Raw genomic sequence first — 23,563 nt, 5'->3', positions numbered from 1 at the left:
CGGCCACGAATCGGCCGGGGCGTGCGAACGCCCCGGCCGACGGCTATTGGAGGGATGAGTGCAGGCACTCTTCGACGAATTCCCGGTCATCCTGGAAGCTTTTTGGCTGACGATACGGCTCACGCTCGCCAGCGGGCTCCTGGCGCTGGTCCTCGGGACGATCCTCGCCGGGATGCGCGTCAGCCCGCTGCCCGTCCTTCGCGGGATCGGCACGGCGTACGTGAACATCGTGCGGAACACCCCGTTGACGCTGGTGATCGTGTTCTGCGGGCTGGGCCTCGGCCTGGTGCTGGACGTCTCGTTCTCCACGAGCCTGTCCACGAACTATCTCTGGCTGTCCATCATCGGCCTGTCGGCCTACACGGCGGCGTTCGTCTGCGAGGCGATCCGGGCCGGGATCAACACGGTGCCGCTCGGCCAGGCAGAGGCGGCCCGCGCCATCGGCCTGACCTTCTTCCAGAACCTGCGGCTGATCGTGCTGCCCCAGGCGCTCCGCGCGGTGATCGCCCCGCTGGGCAGCGTCCTGATCGCGCTGATCAAGAACACCACGATCGCCGCCGCCATCGGCGTGGCTGAGGCCTCCCTGACGATGAAGACCCTCTTCGAGTCGCACGGCGACGCGGTCGTCCCGATCTTCTTCGGGTTCGCGCTCGGCTTCCTGATCCTGACTCTGCCCACCGGACTGCTGTTCACGTGGCTGTCCAAGCGCCTGGCGGTGGTCCGATGAGCACATTGACCGCGGAGCCGAGAAAGACGCGTAAACGCGCGTCCGCGCCGGATCGGGTCAGCGTCCTCTACGACGCTCCCGGCCCGCGCGCCCGGATGCGCAACACCGTGCTCACGGTGGTGGTCGTCCTCGTCGCGCTGCTCGCCGTCTACGTGATGGTGACCAAGCTGGATGAGAAGAACCAGCTCAACGCCGACCTGTGGACCCCGTTCCTCCGGGGCGACGTGTGGATCAACCTGATCCTGCCCGGCCTGTTCAACACGCTCAGCGCGGCGGCGGTCGCCGCGCTGATCGCGGTGCCGTTCGGGTTCGTCTTCGGCATCGGCAGGCTGTCCGACCACGCCTGGATCCGCGTCCCTGCGGGAGCGGTGGTCGAGTTCTTCCGGGCCATCCCGCTGCTCATCATGATCTTCGCGGTGATGTACGGCGGGAGCGCGGTCTTCGGGCTGACCGTGACCCCGTTCATGGCGGTGGTGACCGGCCTGGTCCTGTACAACGGGTCGGTGCTGGCGGAGATCGTGCGGGCGGGCATCCTGTCCATCCCGCGCGGCCAGTCGGAGGCGGCGCTCGCGATCGGGCTGCGCAAGGGCCAGGTCATGCGGATGATCCTGCTGCCGCAGGGGGTCACGGCCATGATGCCGGCGATCGTCGCTCAGCTCGTCGTGCTCCTCAAGGACACGGCCCTGGGGTTCATCGTCTCGTTCGAGGACCTGTTGAACGCGGGGGCGCGCGTGCTGCCGTCCAACTTCAACAACATCATCCCGGCAGTGATCGTCATCGCGATCGTCTACATCATCATCAACCTGATCGTCGGGGCCATCGCCGTCTTGCTGGAGAGGCGCAGCCGCCGTAGCCGCAAGTCCTCGGCCCAGCCGGTCGTCCCGCCCGGGGCGGTCGTGGCGCCCGGCTCGGGCGACATCTCCGCGGTGGACTGACGCGGCTCTGTCCGAGGGCAGCCCCGGTTCCGGTGGGCTTGCCCAGGTTCCGCCGAGGGCGGTCACCGGTCGCGGTGGCCGCCCTCCGGCGTTCCGGAGAACAGAATCACCGCATGTCGCGCGGGATGGGCGCCATATCGGCGACAGGCGGCGGGTTATCGGGCAGGATTACGCCATGTCCCCCGAGCAGGTCGTCCTGCCGTACGCCACCTGGCCTTCCCCGATCTCCAGCACCGGGGTGGCCAGGTCCGGGCTGCGCCTGGGATTCCCGACGGTGCTCGGCGGAGAGGTGTGGTGGACCGAGGACCGCCCCGCGGAGGGCGGGCGGACCACGATCGCGCACCGAGACGCCGACGGCACACACCGCGAGCTGCTGTCGGCGCCGTGGAGCGCCAGGACCCGCGTCCACGAGTACGGCGGGCGGTCCTACGCGGTGGTTCCCGGCGGGGGCGTGGTGTTCGCCAATCTCGCCGACCAGCGGCTCTACCTGCTGCCCCCCGGCGCCGAACCCCGGTCGATCACGCCGAGACCCGGGCGGGAGTCCGGGCTCCGCTACGCGGACATGATCGTCCACGACGGGCAGGTCTGGTGCGTCCAGGAGCGGCACCACGACGGCGGGATCAGCCGTTCGATCGTGTCCGTCCCGCTGGACGGCGGGGACGTGCCGCGGGAGCGGGTCAGCGGGAGCGACTTCTACGCCGGCCTCGCCCTCTCCCCCGGTGGCGAGCACCTGGCCTATGTCTGCTGGGACCACCCACGCATGCCGTGGAACGGCACCGAGCTGCGGATCACCCGGCTGGCCGACGGCGCCTCCTGGACTGTCGTGGGAGGGCCCTCCGAGTCGGTGCTCGCCCCGCAGTGGCGCGACGACCGGCACCTCTATCTGATCTCTGACCGGTCGGGCTGGTGGAACCTCTACCGGATCGGCATCGACGGCACTTCGCGCCGGGCGCTCCACCCGGTGGAGGAGGAGTTCGCCGGACCGCTGTGGCAGCTCGGCGGGTCGCCGTACCAGGTGCTGGCTGACGGGCGGATCGCGGTCCTGCACGGGCGGGGAGACATGCGGCTGGGCGTCCTCGACCCGGACAGCGGCGTGCTGACCGACCTGGACGTGCCCTATGACGGCTGGGATCAGGTCCTCGCGTCCGACGGGCGCGTCCTGGCCGGGATCGGATACAGCGCGACGGCGCCCCGGTCGATCGTCCGCGTGGACACCGCGACCGGGCGGGCGGAGGAGCTCCGCCGTGACGTCGACGAGCTGCCCGACATCGCCTACCTGCCGCTCGCCCGGACCGTGGAGATCGAGGGCCGCTCCGGCCGCCGGGTCCACGCGTTCGTCCATCCGCCGTCGAACCCGCGGGCCCGGGGCGACGGCGCCCCGCCCTACGTGGTGTTCGTCCACGGTGGCCCCACCGGGCGCAGCACCGGCGCCCTCGACCTGGAGAAGGCGTTCTTCACCAGCCGGGGCATCGGCGTGCTCGACCTCAACTACGGCGGTTCCACCGGCTACGGCCGCGCCTACCGCGACCGGCTGCGCGGCCAGTGGGGCGTGGTCGACGTGGAGGACTCGGTCGCCGCCGCCGAGTGGCTGGCCGCCGAGGGCCTGGCCGACCCGGAGCGGATCGCGATCCGGGGCGGGAGCGCCGGCGGCTGGACGGTCATGGCGGCCTGCTGCGCGTCCGATGCGTTCGCCGGCGGGGTCTCCTACTACGGCGTGAGCGCGCTCGCCTCGTTCGTCGCGACCACCCACGACTTCGAGTCCCGCTACATCGAGTGGCTGGTGGGCCCTGCGGATCCCGTCCTGTACAGCTCGCGCGAGCCGCTCGGCCGGGTCGCCGGGGTGAGCTGTCCCATGCTTCTCCTGCAGGGACTGTCCGACCCGGTGGTCCCCGCCGCCCAGTCTCAGGCCTTCGCCGACGCCCTCGCCGAACGCGGCGTGCCGTGCACCTACCTCACCTTCGAGGGCGAGGCCCACGGCTTCCGCCGCGCCGAGACCCGCAGCGCGGCTCTGGCCACCGAGCTCGCCTTCTACCAGCAGATCTTCCGGAGCTGAGCCGTCGTCATCGGGCAGACTCGGGACGCTGACGACGGACTCAGCGCGCGAACTCGGTGGCCCTGGACTCGCGGACGACCGTGATGCGGATCTGGCCGGGGTAGGTGAGCTCCTCCTCGACCTGCTTGGCGACGTCGCGGGCGATCACCTGGGCCTGGATGTCGTCGACCGAGTCGGGTTTCACCATGACCCGGATCTCCCGGCCCGCCTGCATGGCGAAGACCTTGTCGACGCCGTCGTAGGAGGTGGCGATCTCCTCCAACCGCTCCAGCCGCTTGACGTAGGCCTCCAGCGACTCGCGCCGGGCCCCCGGACGGCCGCCGCTGATCGCGTCGGCGGCCTGGGTGAGGACGGCCTCGACGGTCTTGACCTCGACCTCGTTGTGGTGGGCCTCGATCGCGTGGACGACGTCCTCGTGCTCGCCGTACCGCCGGGCGATCTCGGCGCCGATCAGGGCGTGGCTGCCCTCGACCTCGTGGGTGAGGGCTTTGCCGATGTCGTGCAGGACCGTGCAGCGCTTGAGCAGCATCGAGTCGAGCCGCAGCTCGGCTGCCATGATCCCGGCGATGTGGGCGGACTCCACGAGGTGGCCGAGCACGTTCTGACCGTAAGAGGTGCGGTAGCGGAGTTGGCCGAGCAGCGTGATCAGCTCGGGATGCATCTCGGTGATGCCGAGCTCCACCAGGGCGTCCTCGCCGGCGCGCACGCACAACTCCTGGACCTCGGCCTTGCTGCGCTCGTGCGCCTCCTCGATGCGCTGAGGGTGGATGCGGCCGTCGAGGACGAGCTTCTCCAGCGTCAGCCGGGCGGTCTCACGGCGGACAGGGTCGAAACATGACAGAAGCACTGCCTCGGGCGTGTCGTCGATGATCAGGTTGACCCCGGTGGTCGATTCGAAGGCGCGGATGTTGCGGCCCTCACGGCCGATGATGCGGCCTTTCATCTCGTCGCCGGGCAGGTGCAGGACGCTGACGACGGACTCGGCGGTCTGCTCAGTGGCGACGCGCTGGACCGCCAACGTGACGATCTTGGTTGCCCGCTTCTCGCCCTCCTTGCGGGCCTCGCCCTCGATCTCCCTGACGATCAGCGCGGCCTCACGCTTGGCCTGGTTCTCGATCTCCCTGACCAGCTCGGCCTTCGCCTGGTCGCCGGTGAGACCGGACACCCGCTCCAGGATGGCCTTGCGCTCCTGGGCGACCCGGTCGAGATCCTCACGACGGCCGGCGAGCTTGGTCTCCGTCTCGGCGAGCTTGCGCGCCCGGTCGGCCTGGCGCCTGGCCTCCTCGTCGAGGCGCTGCTCCCGCTCGGCCAGCCGGTTCTCCCGGCGCTCAAGGTCAGAACGGAGCTCCTTCAGCTCGTACTTCAGCCCCCGGCTCTCCGCCTCGGCCTCCTTGCGCAGCTCGGCGGCGGCGTCGACGGCGGCCTCGGACCTGCGCAGGACCTCTTCGGCGTCATGCTGGGCCCTGGTGCGGATCTCGGCGGCCTCAAGCCTGGCCTCCTCCAGTGCGACCTGGATCTCGGCCTCCTGCTCGGGGGAGGGCCCCTTCGTCCCGCCGACTCCACCGGTGCGACGCAGCAACACGATCAGCGCGGCTATCGTCACCACGGCAAGAACCGCGACCGCCCCCGCCAATACGACGACCACAACCGGATCCATGCGCGCCCCGCCCTCCTCGCGTCGCAAATATCAAGCACGCGAGGGTCACACGCACGGCACGGAAAGCCCAAGCGCTGGCGCCATCAGGGCAGACATCAACACGGGACCGACGCTGCGCCGGCCACTCCCGCCGACACGCCGTCTGCCCGCATCCACCAAGCTTGCACGTCCGTAATTCGCCGTTATGACAATCCGCACTGCGCGGAGTAACTCCTCACTGCCGTCGAGGTTAAGCGGCAAAGAGGTAACGAGCAAGCAAAGCCAGCCTGGGGACTGTTCAAACATGAGGGGCCGATGTTTCTCACCCGTCGTCTCGGCCGAAGCCGGGTGAAGGCACCGGGACCTTGACATTACCGGGGGTGACGGCGCCGGTCTTTTGGGTCAAGACGCCACTCATCTGGCCCCTTCGGTGTAAAACATCCGCGCGTGTTTTCGCTAGTCGTGTGGGTAATCCAGTTCTGTGGAAAACGCGGAACTTTCCGCCTCTTCACCCTCAAGTGCCTCACGCACCACACGGAAGGCCAGACCGGGACCGTACCCCTTCCGGGCGAGCATGCCGGCCAGCCTCCGGGTCCTGACGGCCGGCTCCAGACCGCGGGTCGCCGAGAGCTTACGTGCCACGAGCCTGCGGGCCGTCTCCACCTCCTGCTCGGGGTCGAGCTGCTCCACCGCCTCCTTGACGGTGTCCTCGTCCACCCCGCGGTGGCGTAGCTCCGAGGCGAGGGCCCTGCGGGCGAGGCCTCGCCCGGCGTGACGTGAGCTCACCCACGCCGCGGCGAACGCCTCGTCGTCGATGAGCCCGACCTCGGAGAACCTCTCAAGCACGGCCTCGGCCGCCTCTTCGGGCACCTCACGCTTGCGCAGCGCTTCGGCGAGCTGGGCCCTGGTGCGCGGAGCCATGGTCAGCAGCCGCAGGCAGATCGCCCTGGCCACGGCCTGCGGATCCGCCGCGGGCCCCCGGCTCGCCGGAGATCCGTCGACCGGCCCATCGGGCAGGATCCCCTGGGAGCCGCCTCGCGACCGCTTCCCGCCGCGTCGGGACCCGCGGCCACCCCGGCCTCGGGTCTCCCCGACGGGGCGGTCATCCGCCTCGCCTGTGAAACCGTCGTCCGGAGCGGGCTCGCCGCCCGGGGCCAGGCCGCTCCCCCAGCCAGGGGCTGAGCCGTCCGGCCCGCCCGGGCCGGAGGTCTCCCACGCTCCCGGCCGATCCCGGCGCGAGCGCCGTGAGCGGCCCCCTCTTCTGCCCGTCCCGGAGGACCCGGCCTCCGGAACATCCGGCCAGGCACCCCAGTCCCGCGGCCCGGCCTCGTCGGCCGGACCGGAGTCAGGTCCCGTCGTCATCGATCAATCCGGTTCAGACGTCACCCGGCTTGGGAGTGGCCGCCTTGGAGCCGCGACCGGAGGTGGCGGGAACCGGCGCGGCGGCGGGAGCTGCGGGCGGCGGGGTGGCCGGAGTGTCGAGGCGGGGGCCGATGCCGAGCTTCTCCTTGATCTTCTTCTCGATCTCGTTGGCCATGTCGGGGTGGTTCTTCAGGAAGTTGCGGGCGTTCTCCTTGCCCTGCCCCAACTGGTCGCCCTCGTAGGTGTACCAGGCGCCGGACTTGCGGACGAAGCCGTGCTCGACACCCATGTCGATCAGGCCGCCCTCACGGGAGATGCCGACCCCGTAGAGGATGTCGAAGTCGGCCACGCGGAAGGGCGGGGCCATCTTGTTCTTGACGACCTTCACGCGGGTGCGGTTGCCGACCGCCTCGGTGCCGTCCTTCAGCGTCTCGATGCGCCGGATGTCGAGACGGACCGAGGCGTAGAACTTCAGCGCCTTTCCACCGGTCGTGGTCTCGGGCGAGCCGAACATGACGCCGATCTTCTCACGGAGCTGGTTGATGAAGATCGCGGTGGTGCCGGTGTTGTTGAGCGCGCCGGCGACCTTGCGCAGCGCCTGGGACATCAGGCGGGCCTGGAGGCCGACGTGGCTGTCGCCCATCTCGCCCTCGATCTCGGCCTTGGGCACCAGGGCCGCGACCGAGTCGATGACCAGCAGGTCGACGGCGCCCGACCGGATCAGCATGTCGGCGATCTCCAGCGCCTGCTCACCGGTGTCGGGCTGGGAGACGAGCAGCGCGTCGGTGTCGACGCCCAGCTTCTTGGCGTACTCCGGGTCGAGGGCGTGCTCGGCGTCGATGAACGCCGCGATGCCGCCGGCCCGCTGGGCGTTGGCCACCGCGTGCAACGCGACGGTGGTCTTACCGGAGGACTCCGGACCGTAGACCTCGACGATTCGGCCACGCGGGAACCCGCCGATGCCGAGCGCGACGTCGAGCGCGATGGAACTGGTCGGGATGACTTCGATGGGCGCGCGGGTCTCGTCGCCGAGGCGCATGACAGAGCCCTTGCCGAACTGACGCTCGATCTGAGCGAGCGCGGTCTCGAGCGCCTTCTCGCGGTCGTTAGCCGCCATGGGAGCCCCCTGAAGGGTCGCGGGTTGAATCGGTTGCCAGAAAGCTACGGGGTGCCACCGACATTTTCTGGAGAGCACGCCACGAGTGGCGGCGTGTCCAATATAGCCGAACGATTGTTCGATCGTGGTTCAACGGCGTCACGTGTTCCCGGGGCGGCGCAGGCCGCAGGAGGCGGCGGACCCCATCCTGGGAGCGACATTTCCGATCGTTCCCCCCGACCTGTTGCCACCGGGCTGAGCTGCGGCGATGCTGAAGGCAAACGACCGCGAGGTGACCGACGTGACCACCGCGTTCGCACGGCGACGCCTGGCCCACCTTGAGTCCCTGACCGCCGAGCTGCCCGGCCGGGGGCTGGCGGGCCGCATGCTCGGAGCCGGAGCCCCCGTGCTCTGGGTGTGGCATCCGGACACGGGGCGGCAGACGATCGTCTTCGCCTGCCCGGCCGGGGACGGCTGGCTCTTCCTGTGGTCCCCGGACGGCCAGGAGAGCGCCGAGGACCCCGGCCATGTGGCCGACCTGATCGGGAAACTGCTGAACGGCACCCCCTGACCCGGGCCTTCCGGACGCCTCAGCCCGCTCAGCCCGCTCGACCCGCTTGCCCCGCGCCCTTCAGCGCAGCCGGGCGGAGACGTCGGACACCCCGCACACGGCCCGCCAGACCTCCTTGGCGGCGACGCCGTCGGCCAGCGCCTGGTTCACCGTCCGACCACCGAGATCGGCGATGACGTAGTCGCGGGCCCACGACTCCGCGTACGGGTCACCGAAGTGCAGTTTCATCCGGTTCCAGAACTCCGACAGGCGCATGCTCCAAGTGTGGCCCCTCCCCGTCGCGCTCATGACCGGACAAGCCTCTCGCCGGTCCCGGTCCGGGTCTCAGAGAACGCGGGAGCCGTACATCTCGCCCAGCGGGTCGGCGAGCAACTCCAGGCGGGTCCCGTCGGGATCCCTGAAGTAGATCGACGCGCCGCTCTCGATCCGGTGCGGCACGCCCGCGGCCTCCAGCTTGCCCCGCAGCCGCTCCCAGGTGGACGGGTCAACGGAGACGGCGATGTGGTGGAGCCCGCCGAGGACCTCCTTGTAGGGACCGAGGTCCAGGCCGGGCAGGTCGAAGAAGGCCAGCAGGTTGCCGTTTCCGACGTCGAAGAAGAAGTGGCTCGATCCCCGGTGGTCGCGGTTGTCGAAGATCTCCGTCAGGGGGAACTCCAGCAGATCCTGGTAGAAGGCGATCGTCGTCTCCACGTCGGAGGAGATCAGCGCGAAGTGGTGCAGGCCCCTCGCGCTGCTCGGCGGGCGGTGCTCCCGCAGATGCTCCGCCTTGATCCGCTCGCGTGCCGTCTCCACCGCCGGATGGTCGATGCTCATCGCTGGCTCACCGCTCAATGCGTCGGGTGCTCGTCTGATCTCTATCTCCCCGACAGGACGCGGCGAACCTTCCCCAGCCGTCACGCCATGGTGGCGAGGATCTCCATCGACGTTCCGGGGTTCGGGAACACGGAGCCGGCGACGGTATCGTCCTCCCAGCGTCGCCCTCCCAGCCGGTCGGTGCGACGGAGCCGATCCGCCCGGCGAGCGGCCCGCTCGGGCCAGTCGTGACCCTGGCGGATTCTGTCGGTGGGGCGATGCAGTATGGAGCCGTGACCGGATCAGCGCTCGACCACTTCACCCCTGTGACCAGGGACTGGTTCACCGGAGCCTTCGCCTCGCCCACCGCCGCCCAGGAGGGCGCGTGGGCATCGATCGCCCGGGGGGACAACACCCTCGTGGTCGCGCCGACCGGCTCAGGCAAGACGCTGGCCGCGTTCCTGTGGTCGCTCGACCGGCTGGCCGCCGAACGCGCGGCCGCGACGGGCGGGCCCGCCGAGGACACCGCGGGCGCCACGGGCGGGCGGAGGCGCTCACGCGAGGACGACGCCCCCGCCGAGCGGTGCCGGGTGCTCTACGTGTCGCCGCTCAAGGCCCTGGCGGTGGACGTCGAGCGCAACCTCCGGGCGCCGCTGGCCGGAATGCGGCAGACCGCGCGGCGGCTCGGGCTCGCGGTGCCGGAGATCTCGGTGGCGATCCGGTCGGGTGACACCTCGCCGCAGGAGCGGCGCCGTTTCGCGGCCAGGCCGTCGGACATCCTCATCACGACCCCCGAGTCGCTGTTCCTGCTGCTGACCAGCCAGGCCCGCGAGGCGCTGCGGGGCGTGGAGACGGTCATCGTCGACGAGGTGCACGCCGTGGCGGCCACCAAGCGCGGCGCGCACCTGGCCCTCAGCCTGGAGCGGCTCGACACCCTGCTCCCCCGGCCCGCGCAGCGGATCGGTCTGTCGGCGACGGTGCGGCCGGTGAACGAGGTGGCCGCCTTCCTCGGCGGTTCCCGCCCGGCGGCGGTGATCCAGCCGCCTTCGGAGAAGACGATCGAGGTCAAGGTGGTCGTCCCGATCGAGGACATGACGGAGCTCGACGGCGCTCCGCGCCCCTCCCAGCCCGATGACGACGACCGGTGGCTGCTGGAGCCCCCGGCCCGGCGGTCCATCTGGCCGCACGTGGAGGAGCGGCTGTTCGACCTGATCGAGGACCACAGCTCGACGATCGTGTTCGCCAACTCCCGGCGGCTGGCCGAGCGGCTGTGCACCCGCCTCAACGAGCTGGCGTGGGAGCGCAGGACCGGCGAGCCGGAGCCGTCGGAGCCGTCGGAGCCGGTGCACTGGGCCGAGGGCTTCCCCGCGCCGCCGGCGTCCCTGTCCACCCCGGCGGCGATGATGGCGCAGGCCGGTGCGGCCAAGGGGACGGTCCCGGAGATCGTGCGGGCCCACCACGGGTCGGTGTCGAAGGAGGAGCGCTCCCAGATCGAGGAGGCGCTCAAGTCCGGGCGGCTGCCGGCGGTGGTCGCGACCTCCAGCCTGGAGCTCGGCATCGACATGGGCGCGGTGGACCTGGTCGCCTGCGTGGAGTCGCCGCCGAGCGTGGCCAGCGGCCTGCAGCGGATCGGCCGGGCCGGCCACCAGGTGGGAGCCGTCTCACGTGGCGTGATCTTCCCCAAATACCGCGGCGACCTGGTCCAGACGGCCGTGGTGGCCGAGCGGATGAGGAGCGGGGAGATCGAGGAGCTCCGCTACCCGCGCAACCCGCTCGACGTGCTCGCCCAGCAGATCGTGGCGATGACCGCGCTGGACGAGTGGACGGTGGACGACCTGGAGACCGTCGTACGGCGTGCCGCGCCGTACCGGACGCTGCCCCGCAGCGCCCTGGAGGCGACGCTCGACATGCTCGCCGGGCGCTATCCGAGCGAGGAGTTCGCCGAGCTGCGCCCACGCATCGTGTGGGACCGGGTCACCGGCACCCTGCGGGGGCGCCCCGGGGCCCAGCGGCTGGCCGTGACCAACGGCGGCACGATCCCCGACCGAGGGCTGTTCGGCGTCTTCCTGGTCGGGGAGAAGTCCTCGCGGGTGGGCGAGCTGGACGAGGAGATGGTCTACGAGTCCCGGGCGGGGGACGTGTTCGTGCTCGGCGCGACCTCCTGGCGGATCGAGGACATCACGGCCGACCGGGTGCTGGTCTCCCCAGCCCCCGGCCAGCCGGGCAAGCTGCCGTTCTGGCACGGCGACAACGCGGGACGCCCGGCGGAGCTGGGCAGGGCGATCGGCTCGTTCCTGCGTGAGATGTCCGGCGCGGGCGCCGACTCCGGCGCCGGGCCGGGATCCGGCAGGAAGGGGAGCCTCGCGCGAGACGGCGCCAGGCCGGACTCGGCGGAGCCGGGCGATCCGGCGGGAGACAACGGGAAACCCGGCCCTGCGGGACAGGGGGACCCGGCGCGGGAGCGCGCCGTGGAGAGGATCAGGGCGGCGGGGCTCGACGAGTTCGCCGCGGCCAACCTGCTGTCCTACCTGGCCGAGCAGCGGCAGGCGACCGGATACGTGCCGGACGACCGGACGTTGCTGGTCGAGCGGTTCCACGACGAGCTGGGCGACTGGCGGGTCGTGGTGCACTCGCCGTACGGGGCGCGGGTGCACGCGCCGTGGGCCCTGGCGATCGGGCGGCGGCTGCGGGAGCGCTACGGCGTCGACGTCCAGGCCGTGCACTCCGACGACGGGATCGTGCTGCGCATCCCCGACACGCTCTCCGGTCCCCCGTCGGACGTCGCGGTCTTCGACGCCGAGGAGATCGAGCAGATCGTCACCGAGGAGCTCGGCGGCTCGGCGCTGTTCGCGGCGCGCTTCCGGGAGTGCGCGGGACGGTCCCTGCTGCTGCCGCGCCGTACCCCCGGCAAGCGCACCCCGCTGTGGCAGCAGCGGCAGCGGGCCTCGCACCTGCTCAACGTGGCCAGCCGGTACGGCTCGTTCCCGGTCGTGCTGGAGACGATGCGCGAGTGCCTGCAGGACGTGTTCGACGTGCCGGGGCTGGTCCGGCTCATGCGGGACATCTCGGCGCGGCGCGTGCGGCTGGTCGAGGTCGAGACCTCCCAGGCGTCGCCGTTCGCGGCGTCGTTGCTGTTCAACTACGTCGGCGCGTTCATGTACGAGGGGGACGCCCCCCTGGCCGAGCGCCGTGCCCAGGCGCTCGCGCTCGACACCAGCCTGCTGGCCGAGCTGCTGGGCCAGGCGGACCTGCGTGAGCTGCTCGACCCCGACGTGATCGCCGACACCGAGCGTGAGCTGGCCCGGCTGGACCGGCCGCTCCGCGACGCCGAGGACCTCGCCGACCTGCTCCGTTCGCACGGCCCCCTGGTCGCGGCCGACGTGAGCCTGCGTGAGGGCGACCCAGCCTGGCTGACCGGCCTGGAGAGCGCCCGGCGGGCGATCAGGGTGCGAGTGGCCGGGCAGGAGCAGTGGGCGGCCATCGAGGACGCCGCCCGGCTGCGCGACGCGCTCGGCGTGCCGCTGCCGGTGGGAGTGCCGCACGCCTTCCTGGAGCCGGTGGACGACCCGCTGGGCGACCTGGTCTCCAGGCACGCCCGCACGCGCACCCCGTTTCCGGCGAGTACGGCCGCCGCCAGGTTCGGGCTCGGCCCGGCGGTCGTCACCGACACGCTGCGCCGCCTGGCCGTCTCCGGCCGGGTGGTGAGCGGGGAGTTCAGGCCTGGCGGCCGGGGAGAGGAGTGGTGCGACGCAGGGGTGCTGCGGATGCTGCGCCGCAGGTCCCTGGCCCGGCTCCGCAAGGAGGTGGAGCCGGTCTCCCCCGAGACCTTGGCCGTCTTCGCCCCCGCCTGGCACGGCATCAGCGGCGCCCCGCAGCGGGGCAGGCCGCCGATCGACGCGCTGGTGAGCGCGGTCGAGCAGTTGCAGGGCGCGGCGGTGCCGGCGTCGGCGCTGGAGACATTGGTCCTGCCCTCACGGGTCCCCGGATACGACCCGTCGCTGCTGGACGAGCTGACGTCCTCGGGCGAGGTCCTCTGGGCCGGGCAGGGCTCCCTGCCGGGTGGGGACGGCTGGGTGGCGCTGTATTTCGCCGACACCGCCCCCCTGTTGATGCCCGATCCGGTCGAGATCACCATGACCCCGCTGCACGAGGCGGTCCTTGAGGTGCTCGGCGGTGGAGGGGCGCTGTTCTTCCGCGAGCTGGCGGGCCGTGTCGGATCCCTGACGGCCGGTTCGGTCCCGGACGACGGGACGCTGACCGCCGCGGTGTGGGACCTGGTGTGGGCCGGGCGGATCACCGGTGACACGCTCGCACCGCTGCGGGCCACGCTCGGCACCGGCCGTCCCGCCCACCGCCCGGCCACGACACGCAGGCGGCGGCCGGTACTGCCCACCCGGAGCGGGCCGCCGACCGTGGGCGGTCGCTGGTGGCTGCTGCCCGGAGCCGCGGACGACCCGACCCAACGGGCACACGCCCAGGCCGAGGCACTGCTGGAGCGGCACGGCGTGGTGACGCGGGGCGCGGTCACCGCCGAACGGCTGCCCGGCGGGTTCGCCGCGGTCTACCAGGTGCTCCGTGCCTTCGAGGAGAGCGGCCGGTGCCGTCGGGGCTATTTCGTCGAGGGGCTGGGCGGCGCCCAGTTCGCCCTCCCCGGAGCCGTCGACCGCATGCGCGCCGCCGCCACGCCACCGCGCTCCGAGGCACCCGACCCTGACCCGTGGAGCGCCCGGAGGCCGGAGGGGAACGGACGGTGCGCGGTGGTACTGGCGGCGGCCGACCCGGCCAACCCGTACGGCGCGGCGCTGTCCTGGCCCGCCCATCCCGGGGAGGTCTCCCACAAGCCGGGCCGGAAGGCGGGATCGCTGGTGGTGCTCGTGGACGGGCACCTGGTGCTCTATGTCGAGCGTGGCGGCAAGACCCTGCTGTCCTTCACCGACGACGACCGCCTCCAGCCCGCCGTGGACGCCCTGGCCCTGGCCGTGCGCGACGGCGCCCTCGGCAAGCTGACCGTGGAACGCGCGGACGGCACCGCCATCAACGACTCCCCTTTGGGCGCCGCCCTGGAGGCCGCCGGTTTCCACCCGACCCCGAGAGGCCTGCGCCTACGGGCCTGAAAACCCCCGCCCACTGATCTCCCGGGACCTGCCTCACGGGTATCTGAGGACTCCGCCCGCCAGAGGAGAGAGACCGCGCCGGCGGACCCTGGAGGATCCGCCTGTCGGGGCGGAGAGACCTGTCACCTGTGGGCCTGGAGGTGGCCGCCTGGGGGTCACAGGCGGAAGGCTGCGGCGTGGTCGGTGAGGAAGCGGGTGAGGGATCGGGGCGGGCGGCCGGTCAGGGCCTCGACCGTTCCGGTGGTGGTGGACCATCGGCCGTCCCCGATCTGGGCCATGAGTTCGGCGAGGTCACGGGCGGCGGGTCCGGGGAGGCCCTGGCGCTCCAGACGGCCGGTCAACTCCTCCACCGGGAGGTCGACGTAGCGGACGGTGCGGCCGAGCGCGGCGCTGACGGCTGCGGCGATCTCGTCGTGAGTCGGCGCCTCGGGGCCGGTGAGGACGTAGGTCTCATCCGCCCCGACCGGCCGGGTGAGCAGGGTTGCGGCCACGTCGGCGATGTCCCTGGCGTCGATGTAGCCCACCCGGCCCGGACCGTAGGAGCCGTGGAAGCGGCCCTCGCCGTCCTGGAAGGAGACCTCCGCGGGCAGGTTCTGCATGAACCCGACCGGCTGCAGGATCGACCAGGCCAGCCCCGACGCCTTGAGGTGTGCCTCGACCTCGCCGTGCATTCCGCCGCCGAGCAGCGCCCCCGGTTCCGCCCCGCGCACGGACACCTTCACCACCTGGGCCACGTCGGCCGATCGTGCGAGGTCGATCACCTCGCGGTACCGGGGGACGAAGCCGGGCCACAGCGAGCTGTTCAGGAACAACCGGTCTCCGGGAGAGAGCGCCGACCCGAACGAGGCCGGGGGCAGCCCGCTCAGCTTCACGCCGAGTGTCTCCAGCATCCGCTCGACGAGCTCCCCGGGCTCCGCGTCCTCCGGCACCGAAGAGTCCTGGACGGCCCGGCTGAACAGCTCCTGCTTGGAGCCGAAGTGCTGCATGACGAGGGCCGGGTCGACTCCCGCCCCTCCGGAGAACCTTCCGGAGAGACTCTCCGGAGAACCCTGCCGAGAGAATCGAAGGACTTCCGATGGTCTTCGGAAGGAAGACGGGACCTTCGGGTGACGGGGAGGCCGGTGACCTCCACCCGGCTCCAGGGGTTGCGTCCGTGGAATCGAGAAGCCCGGACGGGACAGGCCCCGCGGTGGCCGCACCGCCCCGCCGTACCGGGATGTGCCGGTACGGCGGAGCCGTACTCAGGGGCGTTCACCGCTCCCGCCCTCATCATGGGCCCCGGCGGGCTCATGTCTGCAGGGCGGTCACCTCCGCGACCGGCTCGTGCTGCTGCTCCTGTCCATGGCGCCTCTGCAGGGTCTGGAAGCCGACCAGGTCGTCCGGGAGCGCGTCCGGCACGTCCACGTCGAACCGGGACAGGGTCCGGGTGCGCATCGCGACCAGCGCGGTGACGGCGATGGCGATGGCGAACAGCACGTACATCAGGCCGACGCCCCGGCCCGCACCGGTGCCGAGCACCAGGCCGACCGTGTCGGCCAGCGGGCCGCCGGGCAGCAGCAGCGGCTCGAACGCCGCACTGCCGTACGGCGCGACCAGGCCGAAACCGATCGGCAGGGTGGACCAGGCGATCAGCGTGTTGAGCGCGATGACCCGGCCGTGGAAGCGCTGCGGCACCTTCACCTGGATGATCGTGGCATAGACGCCGTTGAGCAGGGTCAGCCAGAACGACATGCCGAACGCGCCGACCGCGATCACGAGCAGGTTCTGCTGGAGGCCGGTGATCAGGCAGAAGACGGCGAGGACCACGGTGGAGAGCATGACTCCGCGCAGCCGCTGCCGCCGTGGACCGCCCCAGACGGTCATGGTCAGACCGCCGAGGAAGACGCCGAGTCCCCCGGCGAAGGAGATCCGGCCGACGTCCTGGAGGGTGGCGAAGCCCAGGACGAGCGGTGAGATCAGCAGGAACAGCGGGGACAGGAAGATGTTCAGCACCGCGAAGAAGAAGAGCATGCCGCGGAAGCCCCGGTTGCCCCAGGAGAACTTCCACCCCTCCACCATCTCGGAGACCAGGGACTCCCTGCGCTTCCAGGCCATCGTCTTCGGGAAGCGGACGAACAGCAGCACCGCGATCGCGAAGACGTAGGAGACGACGTCCAGGACGAGGATGCCCTCAAGGCCGATCACGGCCATCAGGCCGACCGCGACCAGCGGGACGACGAGTTGAGCGGTGCCGGTCACCATCTGGACGACGCCGTTGGCGTGGCCGAGGAAACGCTTGGGGACCAGCTGGGGGACGGCCGAGTTGTAGGCGAGGCGCTGGAAGGTGAGCGCGACCGACAGCAGCACCAGGAGCGGGTAGATGTGCCAGACCTGGAGGTTTCCGGTCCACAGCAGGATCCCGAGGGCGAGCTGGGTGCCGAACGCGCCGATGTCCCCGGCGAGCATCACCCTGCGCCGGTCGTAGCGGTCGACGAGGGCCCCCGCGAGAGGGGACACCAGCATGCCGGGGACGAGTGCGAGGACCGAGAACAGGGCGAACCTGGCGAGCGACCCGGTGGTGACGTAGATCCACAGCGGGACCGCGAACTCGGTCAGCGACGACCCGATGATCGAGATGAGCTGTCCCGCCGCCACCGTGGCGAACCGCTTCATGCTGGGCTTCGGCTCCCGCCGCGTCCCGTACGGGGTGGACGCCCCGTGCCCGGCGACGCGGGGAGCGGGTATGTCCTGCCGGCCGACCCCCGGAACGGAGCCGTCCGGCACAGCCTCAGTCTGCCCGAGGACATCCGGACCTGCCCCGGCCTGCCCGAGAACGCCCGAGCCGGACACGACCTGTCCAGGAACCTCCGAACCCGACCCGGCCTGCCCGGACACACCAGGGACGGACGCATCCGAGTCGGATCCAGCCAGCCCGGACACACCCGGAACGGACCCGAGTCGACCGGACACGCCCGCGACGGCCCCAGGCCCCTCGGAGGCGCGCTGGTCGGAGATGCCCTCAAGCCACCAGGTGGATCGGTCGGTACGGCCCAGCGCGGCGGTCTCGCCGGAGGCGATGGCCCGGTGGGTGCCGGTGACGATGGCCGACAGCTCCTCGGCCCGGTACTTCAGGAAGAAGTGCCCGGCCTCGTCCAGGACGACCACGGCGGTGGAGTCGGTGAGCAGGTGCCACTCGCGGTAGCGCTCCTGGTAGAACTCGGTGGCCGGGTCACGCTCGCCGGCCACCGAGATGATCGGCGCCCTGAGCGGCTCGACGCCTTCGGCGAACAGGCGGGTGAAGTAGCGCTCCGCCTCCTTGGTGCCCTGGCGGCGGTTGTCGATCATCAACTTGAGCTGGTCCCGGTCGAGGTCCTCGACGTCGAGACCGGCGGCCTGGAGGGCGTTGGCCCAGACCTGGTCGCTGCGGAGGCGGTCGGTCAGGTTCGACAGCCAGGCCAGCGTCGAGGCGGGCCGGGCGAAGGGGAAGATGCCGCCGAGGTAGATGGCCTCCACCGGCCGTCCCGCCGCCTCCAGGCGCCGGGCGATCTCCACGGTCAGCATGACGCCGAGCCCGCAGTGGCCGTACAGCGCCAGCGGCCCCCGGATCCCCTTGAGGATCTCCTCCACGCAGCCCTGCGCGACCTCGGCCACCGGCCGGGTCTCCTCGATCAGCCCCATCTCCTGACCGGGGACGGCGACCGCGTGCAACGCCCAGCCCGCGGGCATCGCGTCGGCCAGCGGCTGGTAGATGGCCGCGCTGCCGCCGCCGTACGGCACGCAGACCAGGGTGGAGGTGGCGGTGCGGACCGGGGTGAGCCGGTGCAGGAGCATGCGCGGACCGTCGTCGCCGGCCTCGACGAGCTGCGCGAGCTCGCGGACGGTCCGGTGCTTGAACAGGTCCAGGATGCTTACCTGGCGCCCGCCTGCGGGAAGGGCTTTCCGCAGGCGGGCGACCACCTGTGCGGCGAGCAGCGAATGTCCGCCCAGGTCGAAGAAGTCGTCCAGCACGCCGACCTGGACCAGTCCGAGCACCTGGGCCCATACCCCCGCGATCGCCTCTTCGACAGGCGTCTGCGGCGGGACGAACCCGGCCTCCTGGTCCGGCCGCTCCTCGTCGGGTTCGGGCAGCCTGGCCCGGTCGACCTTGCCGTGCGACTTCAGTGGCAGCTCGTCCAGCCAGACGAACCGCGCGGGGATCATGTATTCGGGGAGCCGCTCGCCGAGCGCCGCGCGCAGCTCGCTCACGCTGGTCCGCTCGCCGACGAGGTAGCCGATCAACCGGTCCTGGCGCAGCTCGACGACGGCGTGCGCGACGCCGGGCTGGTCGGTGAGGACCGACTCGATCTCCGACAGCTCCACCCGGTAGCCCCGGACCTTCACCTGGAGGTCACGGCGGCCGAGGAAGCACAGGTCGCCCGAGGGCAGCCAGCGGCCCAGGTCGCCGGTCCGGTACATGCGCGCGCCGGGCTCGCCGTACGGGTCGGGCAGGAACCTGTCCGCCGTCAGGCCGGACTGGCCGAGGTATCCCCGGGCGAGCCGGTCGCCGCCGAGGTAGATCTCACCGGTCATGCCGGGCGGGACGAGCCGCAGATGCTCGTCCAGCACGTAGACCCGGGCCCCGGGGAGCGGCCTGCCGATCGGGAGGTTCAGCGACCGCTCGGCCTCGCCGGTGACGGCGTGGGTGGAGATGCCGACCGTGGCCTCGGTGGGACCGTAGTGGTTGACCACGGTGGTGTGCGCGCTCAGCTCCCGGGCCCAGCTCCACTTGGACGCCTCGCCGCCGAGGACGAGCAGCTTGCGCGGGAGCAGGTCGGCCGGGTCGGCGATGTCGGGGTCGGCGAGCAGCGAGGCCAGGTGGGACGGGGTCATCTTCAGGTAGTCGGTACGGCCGAGCTGCCCGGCGAGTTCCTCGACCGGCGACTGCGGGTCGACCAGGTGCAGCTCGCCGCCGGTCATGAGCGACAGGTAGAAGATCGTCACCCCGAAGTCGAACGAGAGCGACTGCAGCAGCGTGTAGACCGCCCCGGGCTCGACCTCGAACCGCTCCCTGACCCCGGCCAGGTAGGTGAGCACCTGCCGGTGCTGCACCCCGACGCCCTTGGGCCGCCCGGTCGTCCCCGACGTGTAGATCACGTACGCGAGGTGGTCGGCCGTGACCGGGGGCGCCTCGAACGCGGTCTCCCGCAGCGTCTCCTCGTCCAGGCAGACGGCCGGCGGCCCCGGGACCAGGTCGCGGAGGGCGGAGGTGGTGACGACGACGACGGCTCCGGCGTCGCCGAGCATGTGGGCCAGCCGGTCGCGGGGCTGCTTGGGATCGAGGGGGACGTAGGAGCCGCCCGCCTTCATGACGCCGATGACGGCCGCCGCGAGGTCGGTGGACTGCTCCAGGAACACGCCGACCCGGGTGTCGGGGCCGACGCCGTAGCGGTTCCTCAGCAGGGCGGCGATCCGGGTGGAGCGGTCGTCGAGCTCGGCGTAGGTCAGGGAGTCGCCGCAGACCACGGCCGTGGCTCCGGGGGTCAGCGCGGCCTGCGCGGTGACGAGGTCGTGGAGCAGGTCGTGGCCGGCGGGCGCCGGGGCGGTGCCGGCGCCGAAGCCGAGGACCAGGTCCCGCTCGTCCTCGGAGAGCAGGGAGAGCTCTCCGACCCGCGTCTGCGGCGACTCCACGATGGAACGCAGCAGCGTCTCGAACCGGGACGCCAGCAGCTCCACGGTCTCCGGGTCGAACAGCGCCGTGCTGTAGGTGAAGTTCCCGACCAGCCCGTCAGGGTTCTCGAACAGGTAGAGGCCCAGGTCGAAACGGGTGGTCCTGGCGGGCAGGGTGACGTACGAGACCCGCCCGTCCTCCTCCCCGGCCTTGAAGTTCTGCAGCGCGAACGTCACCTGGACGAGCGGCGACCGGCTCACGTCGCGGACCACGTTCAGCTCGTTGACGAGCTGGTCGAACGGGAGTTCCTGGTGCGCGAAGGCGTCCAGCGCGGTCTCGCGGGTGCGGGCCAGGAACGCGCTGAACGACGGATCGTCGGCCAGGTCCGCGCGGAGCACCAGCGTGTTGACGAACATGCCGACGACGCCGTCCAGCTCCGGCAGGCCGCGTCCCGCGACCGGGGAGCCGACCGCGAAGTCCGACTGTCCCGAGTACCGGGCCAGCAGCACCTGGAAGGCGGCCAGCAGCGTCATGTACGGCGTCGCCCCGGCGGCCTTGCCCAGGTCGGTGAGCCGCCGGGTGAGGTCGGCGTCCAGCCGGAAGTCGAGGGCGGCTCCCTCGTACCCCTGCTCGGCCGGGCGCGGCCGGTCGGTGGGGAGCTCGATGGCGGGCAGACCGGCGAGCTTCTCCCGCCAGTGGTCGATCTCGCCGCGGTGCTCGCGTCCGCGCTGCCAGAGGGCGTAGTCGCCGTAACCGACCGGGGCGGACGGCGGGTTCGCGCCGTCGTGCAGGGCGAGCAGCTCACGGATGATCACGTCGCTGGACCAGCCGTCGATGACGGTGTGGTGGGCGGCGATCAGAAGCACGTGGTCGTCGGGCGCGAGCCGTACCAGGACGGTCCGGAAGAGGGGGCCGTGCTCCAGGTCGAAGGGGGTGGCGAGCTCGGCGTCGAGCAGCTCGACCGCGGCCTCCAGGTCCGCCGCCTCGGTGACGCGCAGCTCGGCCGGGCGGGGCCCGTCGACCACGAGCTCGGGTGTGCCGTCCTCGGTGGTGAGGAAGCGCGTCCGCAGGGCCTCGTGGCGCGCGACGATCTCGTCCAGGGCCCGGCGCAGCGCGTCGGCGTCCAGGTCTCCGCGCAGGCGCGCCGCGACGGGGACGGTGTAGGTGGTGGTGCCGGGGCGGTACTGCTCCAGGAACCACAGGCGTTCCTGGGCGTGGGACAGGGGCGGGGTGGTTCCCGGGGCCCGGGGTGTGATGGTCCGGGACTCCTCCCGGCGTCGGAGCCGCTGGGCGAGCAGCGCCCGCTTGGCGTCCGACAGCGTCGTCTCGGTCAATGCAGCTCCATCCGGAGGGCGGCGAGGAACAGCGCGGCGTCCCGGCCGTTGATCAGTCGATGGTCGTAGGCGAGGCCGATGTTCGCGACGGTTCTCGTCGTCACGGCGCCGTCGTCACCGAGGACGACCTCGGGCTGCGGCGAGGTGACCGCGAGCGCGCAGACCGTCCCGGGGAAGACGAAGGGGATCGCGAGGATCACGTCGGCGTCGGTGTGCAGGGTGACGGCGATGTTGGCGCCGGTGAGGTCCCTCTCCCGGAAGTCGCCCTCGGTGGCCGCCAGCCGGTAGCGCATGAGCGTGTCGGCGATCTCCCGGAGCGACCCCGTGTCGTGGACGACCGGCACGTAGAGGCCCTGGCCCATGTCGAAGGTGACGCCGACACGCGGCGCCTCCGCCGGCCGGGCCCGATCCCCGTCGACCGAGGCGAAGAACAGCGGGTACGCCGGATGCAGCGCGGCCACGGCCTGGACGAACAGCTCCGCCAGCCCGACCGGCCGGCGGACATCCCTGCTCAGCCCCCTGGTCCGCGCCAGCAGCGGCCCCACGTCGAACTTCACCACCGTGTAGGCGGCGGGGATCGTGCTGTGCGAGGTCGTGACCGCCCTGGCCACTGCCCGCTGCACCCGGGAGAGCGGATACGTGCCCGCCGCGCCGTCGGAGCCCGCCTCTCCGGCCCGCTCCCCCGCCTGCGAGAAGGGACCGTCGGCGGCGCGGGCCTGTCCGGGAACCCCGCCGTCGGCTCCGGCGTGCCCGTGGGCGCCGTCCGCTCCCGCGTGCCCGTGGGCGCCGTTGGCTCCGGCGTGCCCGTGGGCGCCGTTGGCTCCGGCGTGCCCACCGGTGGCCGGCGGCGCACCGGCGCTCCCGGCCAGGCGTTCCACGTCGCCGCGGCGGACGATGGGCAGGCCGAGGGCCGTGACCTGGGCGACGGTGACGCCGAGCGCGTCCATCAGGGCGCGGGCGGGGTCGGTGATGACGGGGGCGCCGGTCGCGGGGACGTCCGCGGCGGCGGCCGGCGTGTCCGGGGACGCCGCGGAAGCGGAAGCGGGAACCGCCCCGGAGGTGACCGGCGCGTCGGCGGACGCCGCCGGGACGGCCTCGGGGGTGATCCGGGCGAGGACGGCGCCGGGGGCGATCCAGGTGTTGAGCCCGGCCACGTGGTGGAGGTGACCGGACTCGGCGGCCTCCAGTTCGTCGGCCGCCTTGGAGGTCTCCAGGACGGCGACGGGGTCTCCGGCCTGGACGGGCTTGCCGTCTTCGACGAGCCACTCCACGACCAGGTACTCGGTGTCGTTGTTGTTGAGCTTGGGGACGCGGATGTCAGCCACGCAGGGCCTCTCGTACGGCGTGGTGGATCGTGGACTCCCCCACCAGGACCTCGTTCTCGAGGTGGGCGGCGGTGGGGATCACGCTGGCCCGGGAGTGGACGAGGCGGACGGGGCCGCGCAGGCGGCCCCAGAGACGGGCGTGCAGGAGGTGGGCGACCTCGCTGCCCCAGGTGCCGCCGGCCGTGCTCTCCTCGGCGACCAGGACGACCTCCCCCAGGAACGGCAGCAGCGCGTCGGCGTCCAGCGGGTAGAGCCGGGACGGGACCAGCAGCCGGCAGGAGATCTCCTGCTCCACCAGCAGGGACCGCATCGCGGCCAGCGCCCGGTGCGCCATCCCGCCCGGCGCGATGATCACGCAGTCGGGCCGGGCGTCCGGGCCGCGCAGGTCGACCACGGCCAGGTCGCCCTCACGGCGCACCGTGAAAAGCGGGTCGACCTGGTCCATCTGCCGGGTGTAGAGGACCTTGTCCTCGAAGAAGACGCACGGCTCGCCCCGCTCCAGCATCGCGCCGAGCACGGCGCGGTTGTCGTGGAAGGGGGACATCTCATACAGCGACAGCCCCGGCATGCCGACGAAGTGCTTCTGCAGGCTCTGGCTGTGCGTGGGGCCGTAACCCCGGCCGCCGCCGGTCGGGCAGCGCACCACCATCCGCAGGGGCAGTCGCCTGCCGTACATGGAGACCGACTTGCTCGCGAAGTTGCAGAGCTGGTCGAAGGCGAGCGCCACGAAGTCGCCGAACATGATCTCGGCCACCGCCGTGTTGCCGGTCAGCGCCAGCCCCGCCGCGACGCCGGTCAGGGCGCCCTCGCTGATCGGAGTGCCGATCACTCGGCCGGGGAAACGGGTCGACAGGCCCTTGGTGACCTTGAAGGCGCCGCCGTACGGGTCGATGATGTCCTCGCCGATCATGTAGGCGGTGGGATCATCGTCCAGCAGCCCGTGCAGGGCGGCGTTCAGGTTCTCGGCTACGCGCATGCTCCCTCCCATCGGG

At 71.9% G+C, this 23,563-nt stretch carries 14 protein-coding genes; 5 read left to right on the top strand and 9 right to left on the bottom strand.

The features are described 5' to 3' along the window. Positions 1–58: 58 nt before the first annotated feature. From CA984_RS14100 to CA984_RS14090, 3 genes are all read left to right on the top strand, one after another. On the top strand, positions 59–727 hold the full coding sequence (locus tag CA984_RS14100; RefSeq protein WP_086572069.1) for an amino acid ABC transporter permease: 669 nt from the start codon (positions 59–61) through the stop codon (positions 725–727). Then, positions 724–1,662: an amino acid ABC transporter permease gene (locus tag CA984_RS14095; RefSeq protein WP_086572066.1), complete on the top strand. Its 939-nt coding sequence runs from the start codon at positions 724–726 to the stop codon at positions 1,660–1,662. Before CA984_RS14100 ends, CA984_RS14095 begins: the two co-directional genes overlap by 4 nt. 175 nt (positions 1,663–1,837) lie before the next feature. Then, positions 1,838–3,715 (top strand): S9 family peptidase, encoded by a 1,878-nt coding sequence (locus tag CA984_RS14090; protein WP_086572064.1) that lies wholly within the window; start codon positions 1,838–1,840, stop codon positions 3,713–3,715. 40 nt (positions 3,716–3,755) lie between these two features. Here the strand turns inward: CA984_RS14090 and rny are convergent, their stop codons facing one another. The 3 genes from rny to recA form a co-directional block, all read right to left on the bottom strand. Beyond that, complete coding sequence (rny, locus tag CA984_RS14085) at positions 3,756–5,372, bottom strand: ribonuclease Y (protein ID WP_086572061.1); 1,617 nt, start codon at positions 5,370–5,372, stop codon at positions 3,756–3,758. Between the two features lie 435 nt (positions 5,373–5,807). Then, positions 5,808–6,713 carry a recombination regulator RecX gene (recX, locus tag CA984_RS14080; RefSeq protein WP_086572059.1) on the bottom strand — a complete coding sequence of 302 codons (906 nt, stop codon included), beginning with the start codon at positions 6,711–6,713 and terminating at the stop codon, positions 5,808–5,810. A 13-nt stretch (positions 6,714–6,726) separates the two neighbouring features. Continuing rightward, positions 6,727–7,830, bottom strand: a complete 1,104-nt coding sequence (recA, locus tag CA984_RS14075) for a recombinase RecA (protein WP_086572057.1) — start codon at positions 7,828–7,830, stop codon at positions 6,727–6,729. Positions 7,831–8,077: 247 nt separating this feature from the next. On the opposite strand from recA, the gene CA984_RS14070 reads away from it, so the two are divergent. Beyond that, on the top strand, positions 8,078–8,380 hold the full coding sequence (locus CA984_RS14070) for a hypothetical protein (protein ID WP_086572055.1): 303 nt from the start codon (positions 8,078–8,080) through the stop codon (positions 8,378–8,380). Positions 8,381–8,440: 60 nt separating this feature from the next. Here the strand turns inward: CA984_RS14070 and CA984_RS14065 are convergent, their stop codons facing one another. Together CA984_RS14065 and CA984_RS14060 are read right to left on the bottom strand one after the other, a co-directional pair. Further along, positions 8,441–8,635 carry a DUF3046 domain-containing protein gene (locus tag CA984_RS14065; RefSeq protein ID WP_086572053.1) on the bottom strand — a complete coding sequence of 65 codons (195 nt, stop codon included), beginning with the start codon at positions 8,633–8,635 and terminating at the stop codon, positions 8,441–8,443. Between the two features lie 69 nt (positions 8,636–8,704). Beyond that, positions 8,705–9,193: a VOC family protein gene (locus CA984_RS14060; RefSeq protein WP_086572051.1), complete on the bottom strand. Its 489-nt coding sequence runs from the start codon at positions 9,191–9,193 to the stop codon at positions 8,705–8,707. A 257-nt stretch (positions 9,194–9,450) separates the two neighbouring features. On the opposite strand from CA984_RS14060, the gene CA984_RS14055 reads away from it, so the two are divergent. After that, positions 9,451–14,286, top strand: a complete 4,836-nt coding sequence (locus tag CA984_RS14055; RefSeq protein ID WP_086572049.1) for an ATP-dependent helicase — start codon at positions 9,451–9,453, stop codon at positions 14,284–14,286. 155 nt (positions 14,287–14,441) lie between these two features. On the opposite strand, the gene CA984_RS14050 is transcribed toward CA984_RS14055, so the two are convergent. The 4 genes from CA984_RS14050 to CA984_RS14035 all read right to left on the bottom strand — a co-directional run. After that, positions 14,442–15,272: an NmrA family NAD(P)-binding protein gene (locus tag CA984_RS14050; protein WP_242675939.1), complete on the bottom strand. Its 831-nt coding sequence runs from the start codon at positions 15,270–15,272 to the stop codon at positions 14,442–14,444. Between the two features lie 301 nt (positions 15,273–15,573). Further along, a complete protein-coding gene (locus CA984_RS14045; RefSeq protein ID WP_086572047.1) occupies positions 15,574–21,246 on the bottom strand; it encodes a non-ribosomal peptide synthetase/MFS transporter in 5,673 nt (1,890 codons plus the stop codon). After that, the gene (locus CA984_RS14040) at positions 21,243–22,571 is read right to left on the bottom strand and encodes a 2-oxo acid dehydrogenase subunit E2 (protein ID WP_086572045.1); all 1,329 of its coding nucleotides are present in this window, start codon (positions 22,569–22,571) and stop codon (positions 21,243–21,245) included. The genes CA984_RS14045 and CA984_RS14040 overlap by 4 nt, the downstream gene beginning before the upstream one ends. Beyond that, the coding region (locus CA984_RS14035; RefSeq protein WP_341351711.1) for an alpha-ketoacid dehydrogenase subunit beta at positions 22,564–23,563 on the bottom strand (1,000 nt) is incomplete at its 5' end. The genes CA984_RS14040 and CA984_RS14035, both read right to left, overlap by 8 nt.

The sequence above is a fragment of the Streptosporangium minutum genome, assembly GCF_002149035.1.
Lineage (GTDB): Bacteria > Actinomycetota > Actinomycetes > Streptosporangiales > Streptosporangiaceae > Streptosporangium > Streptosporangium minutum.
This window is presented reverse-complemented; position numbering and strand designations above follow the sequence as displayed.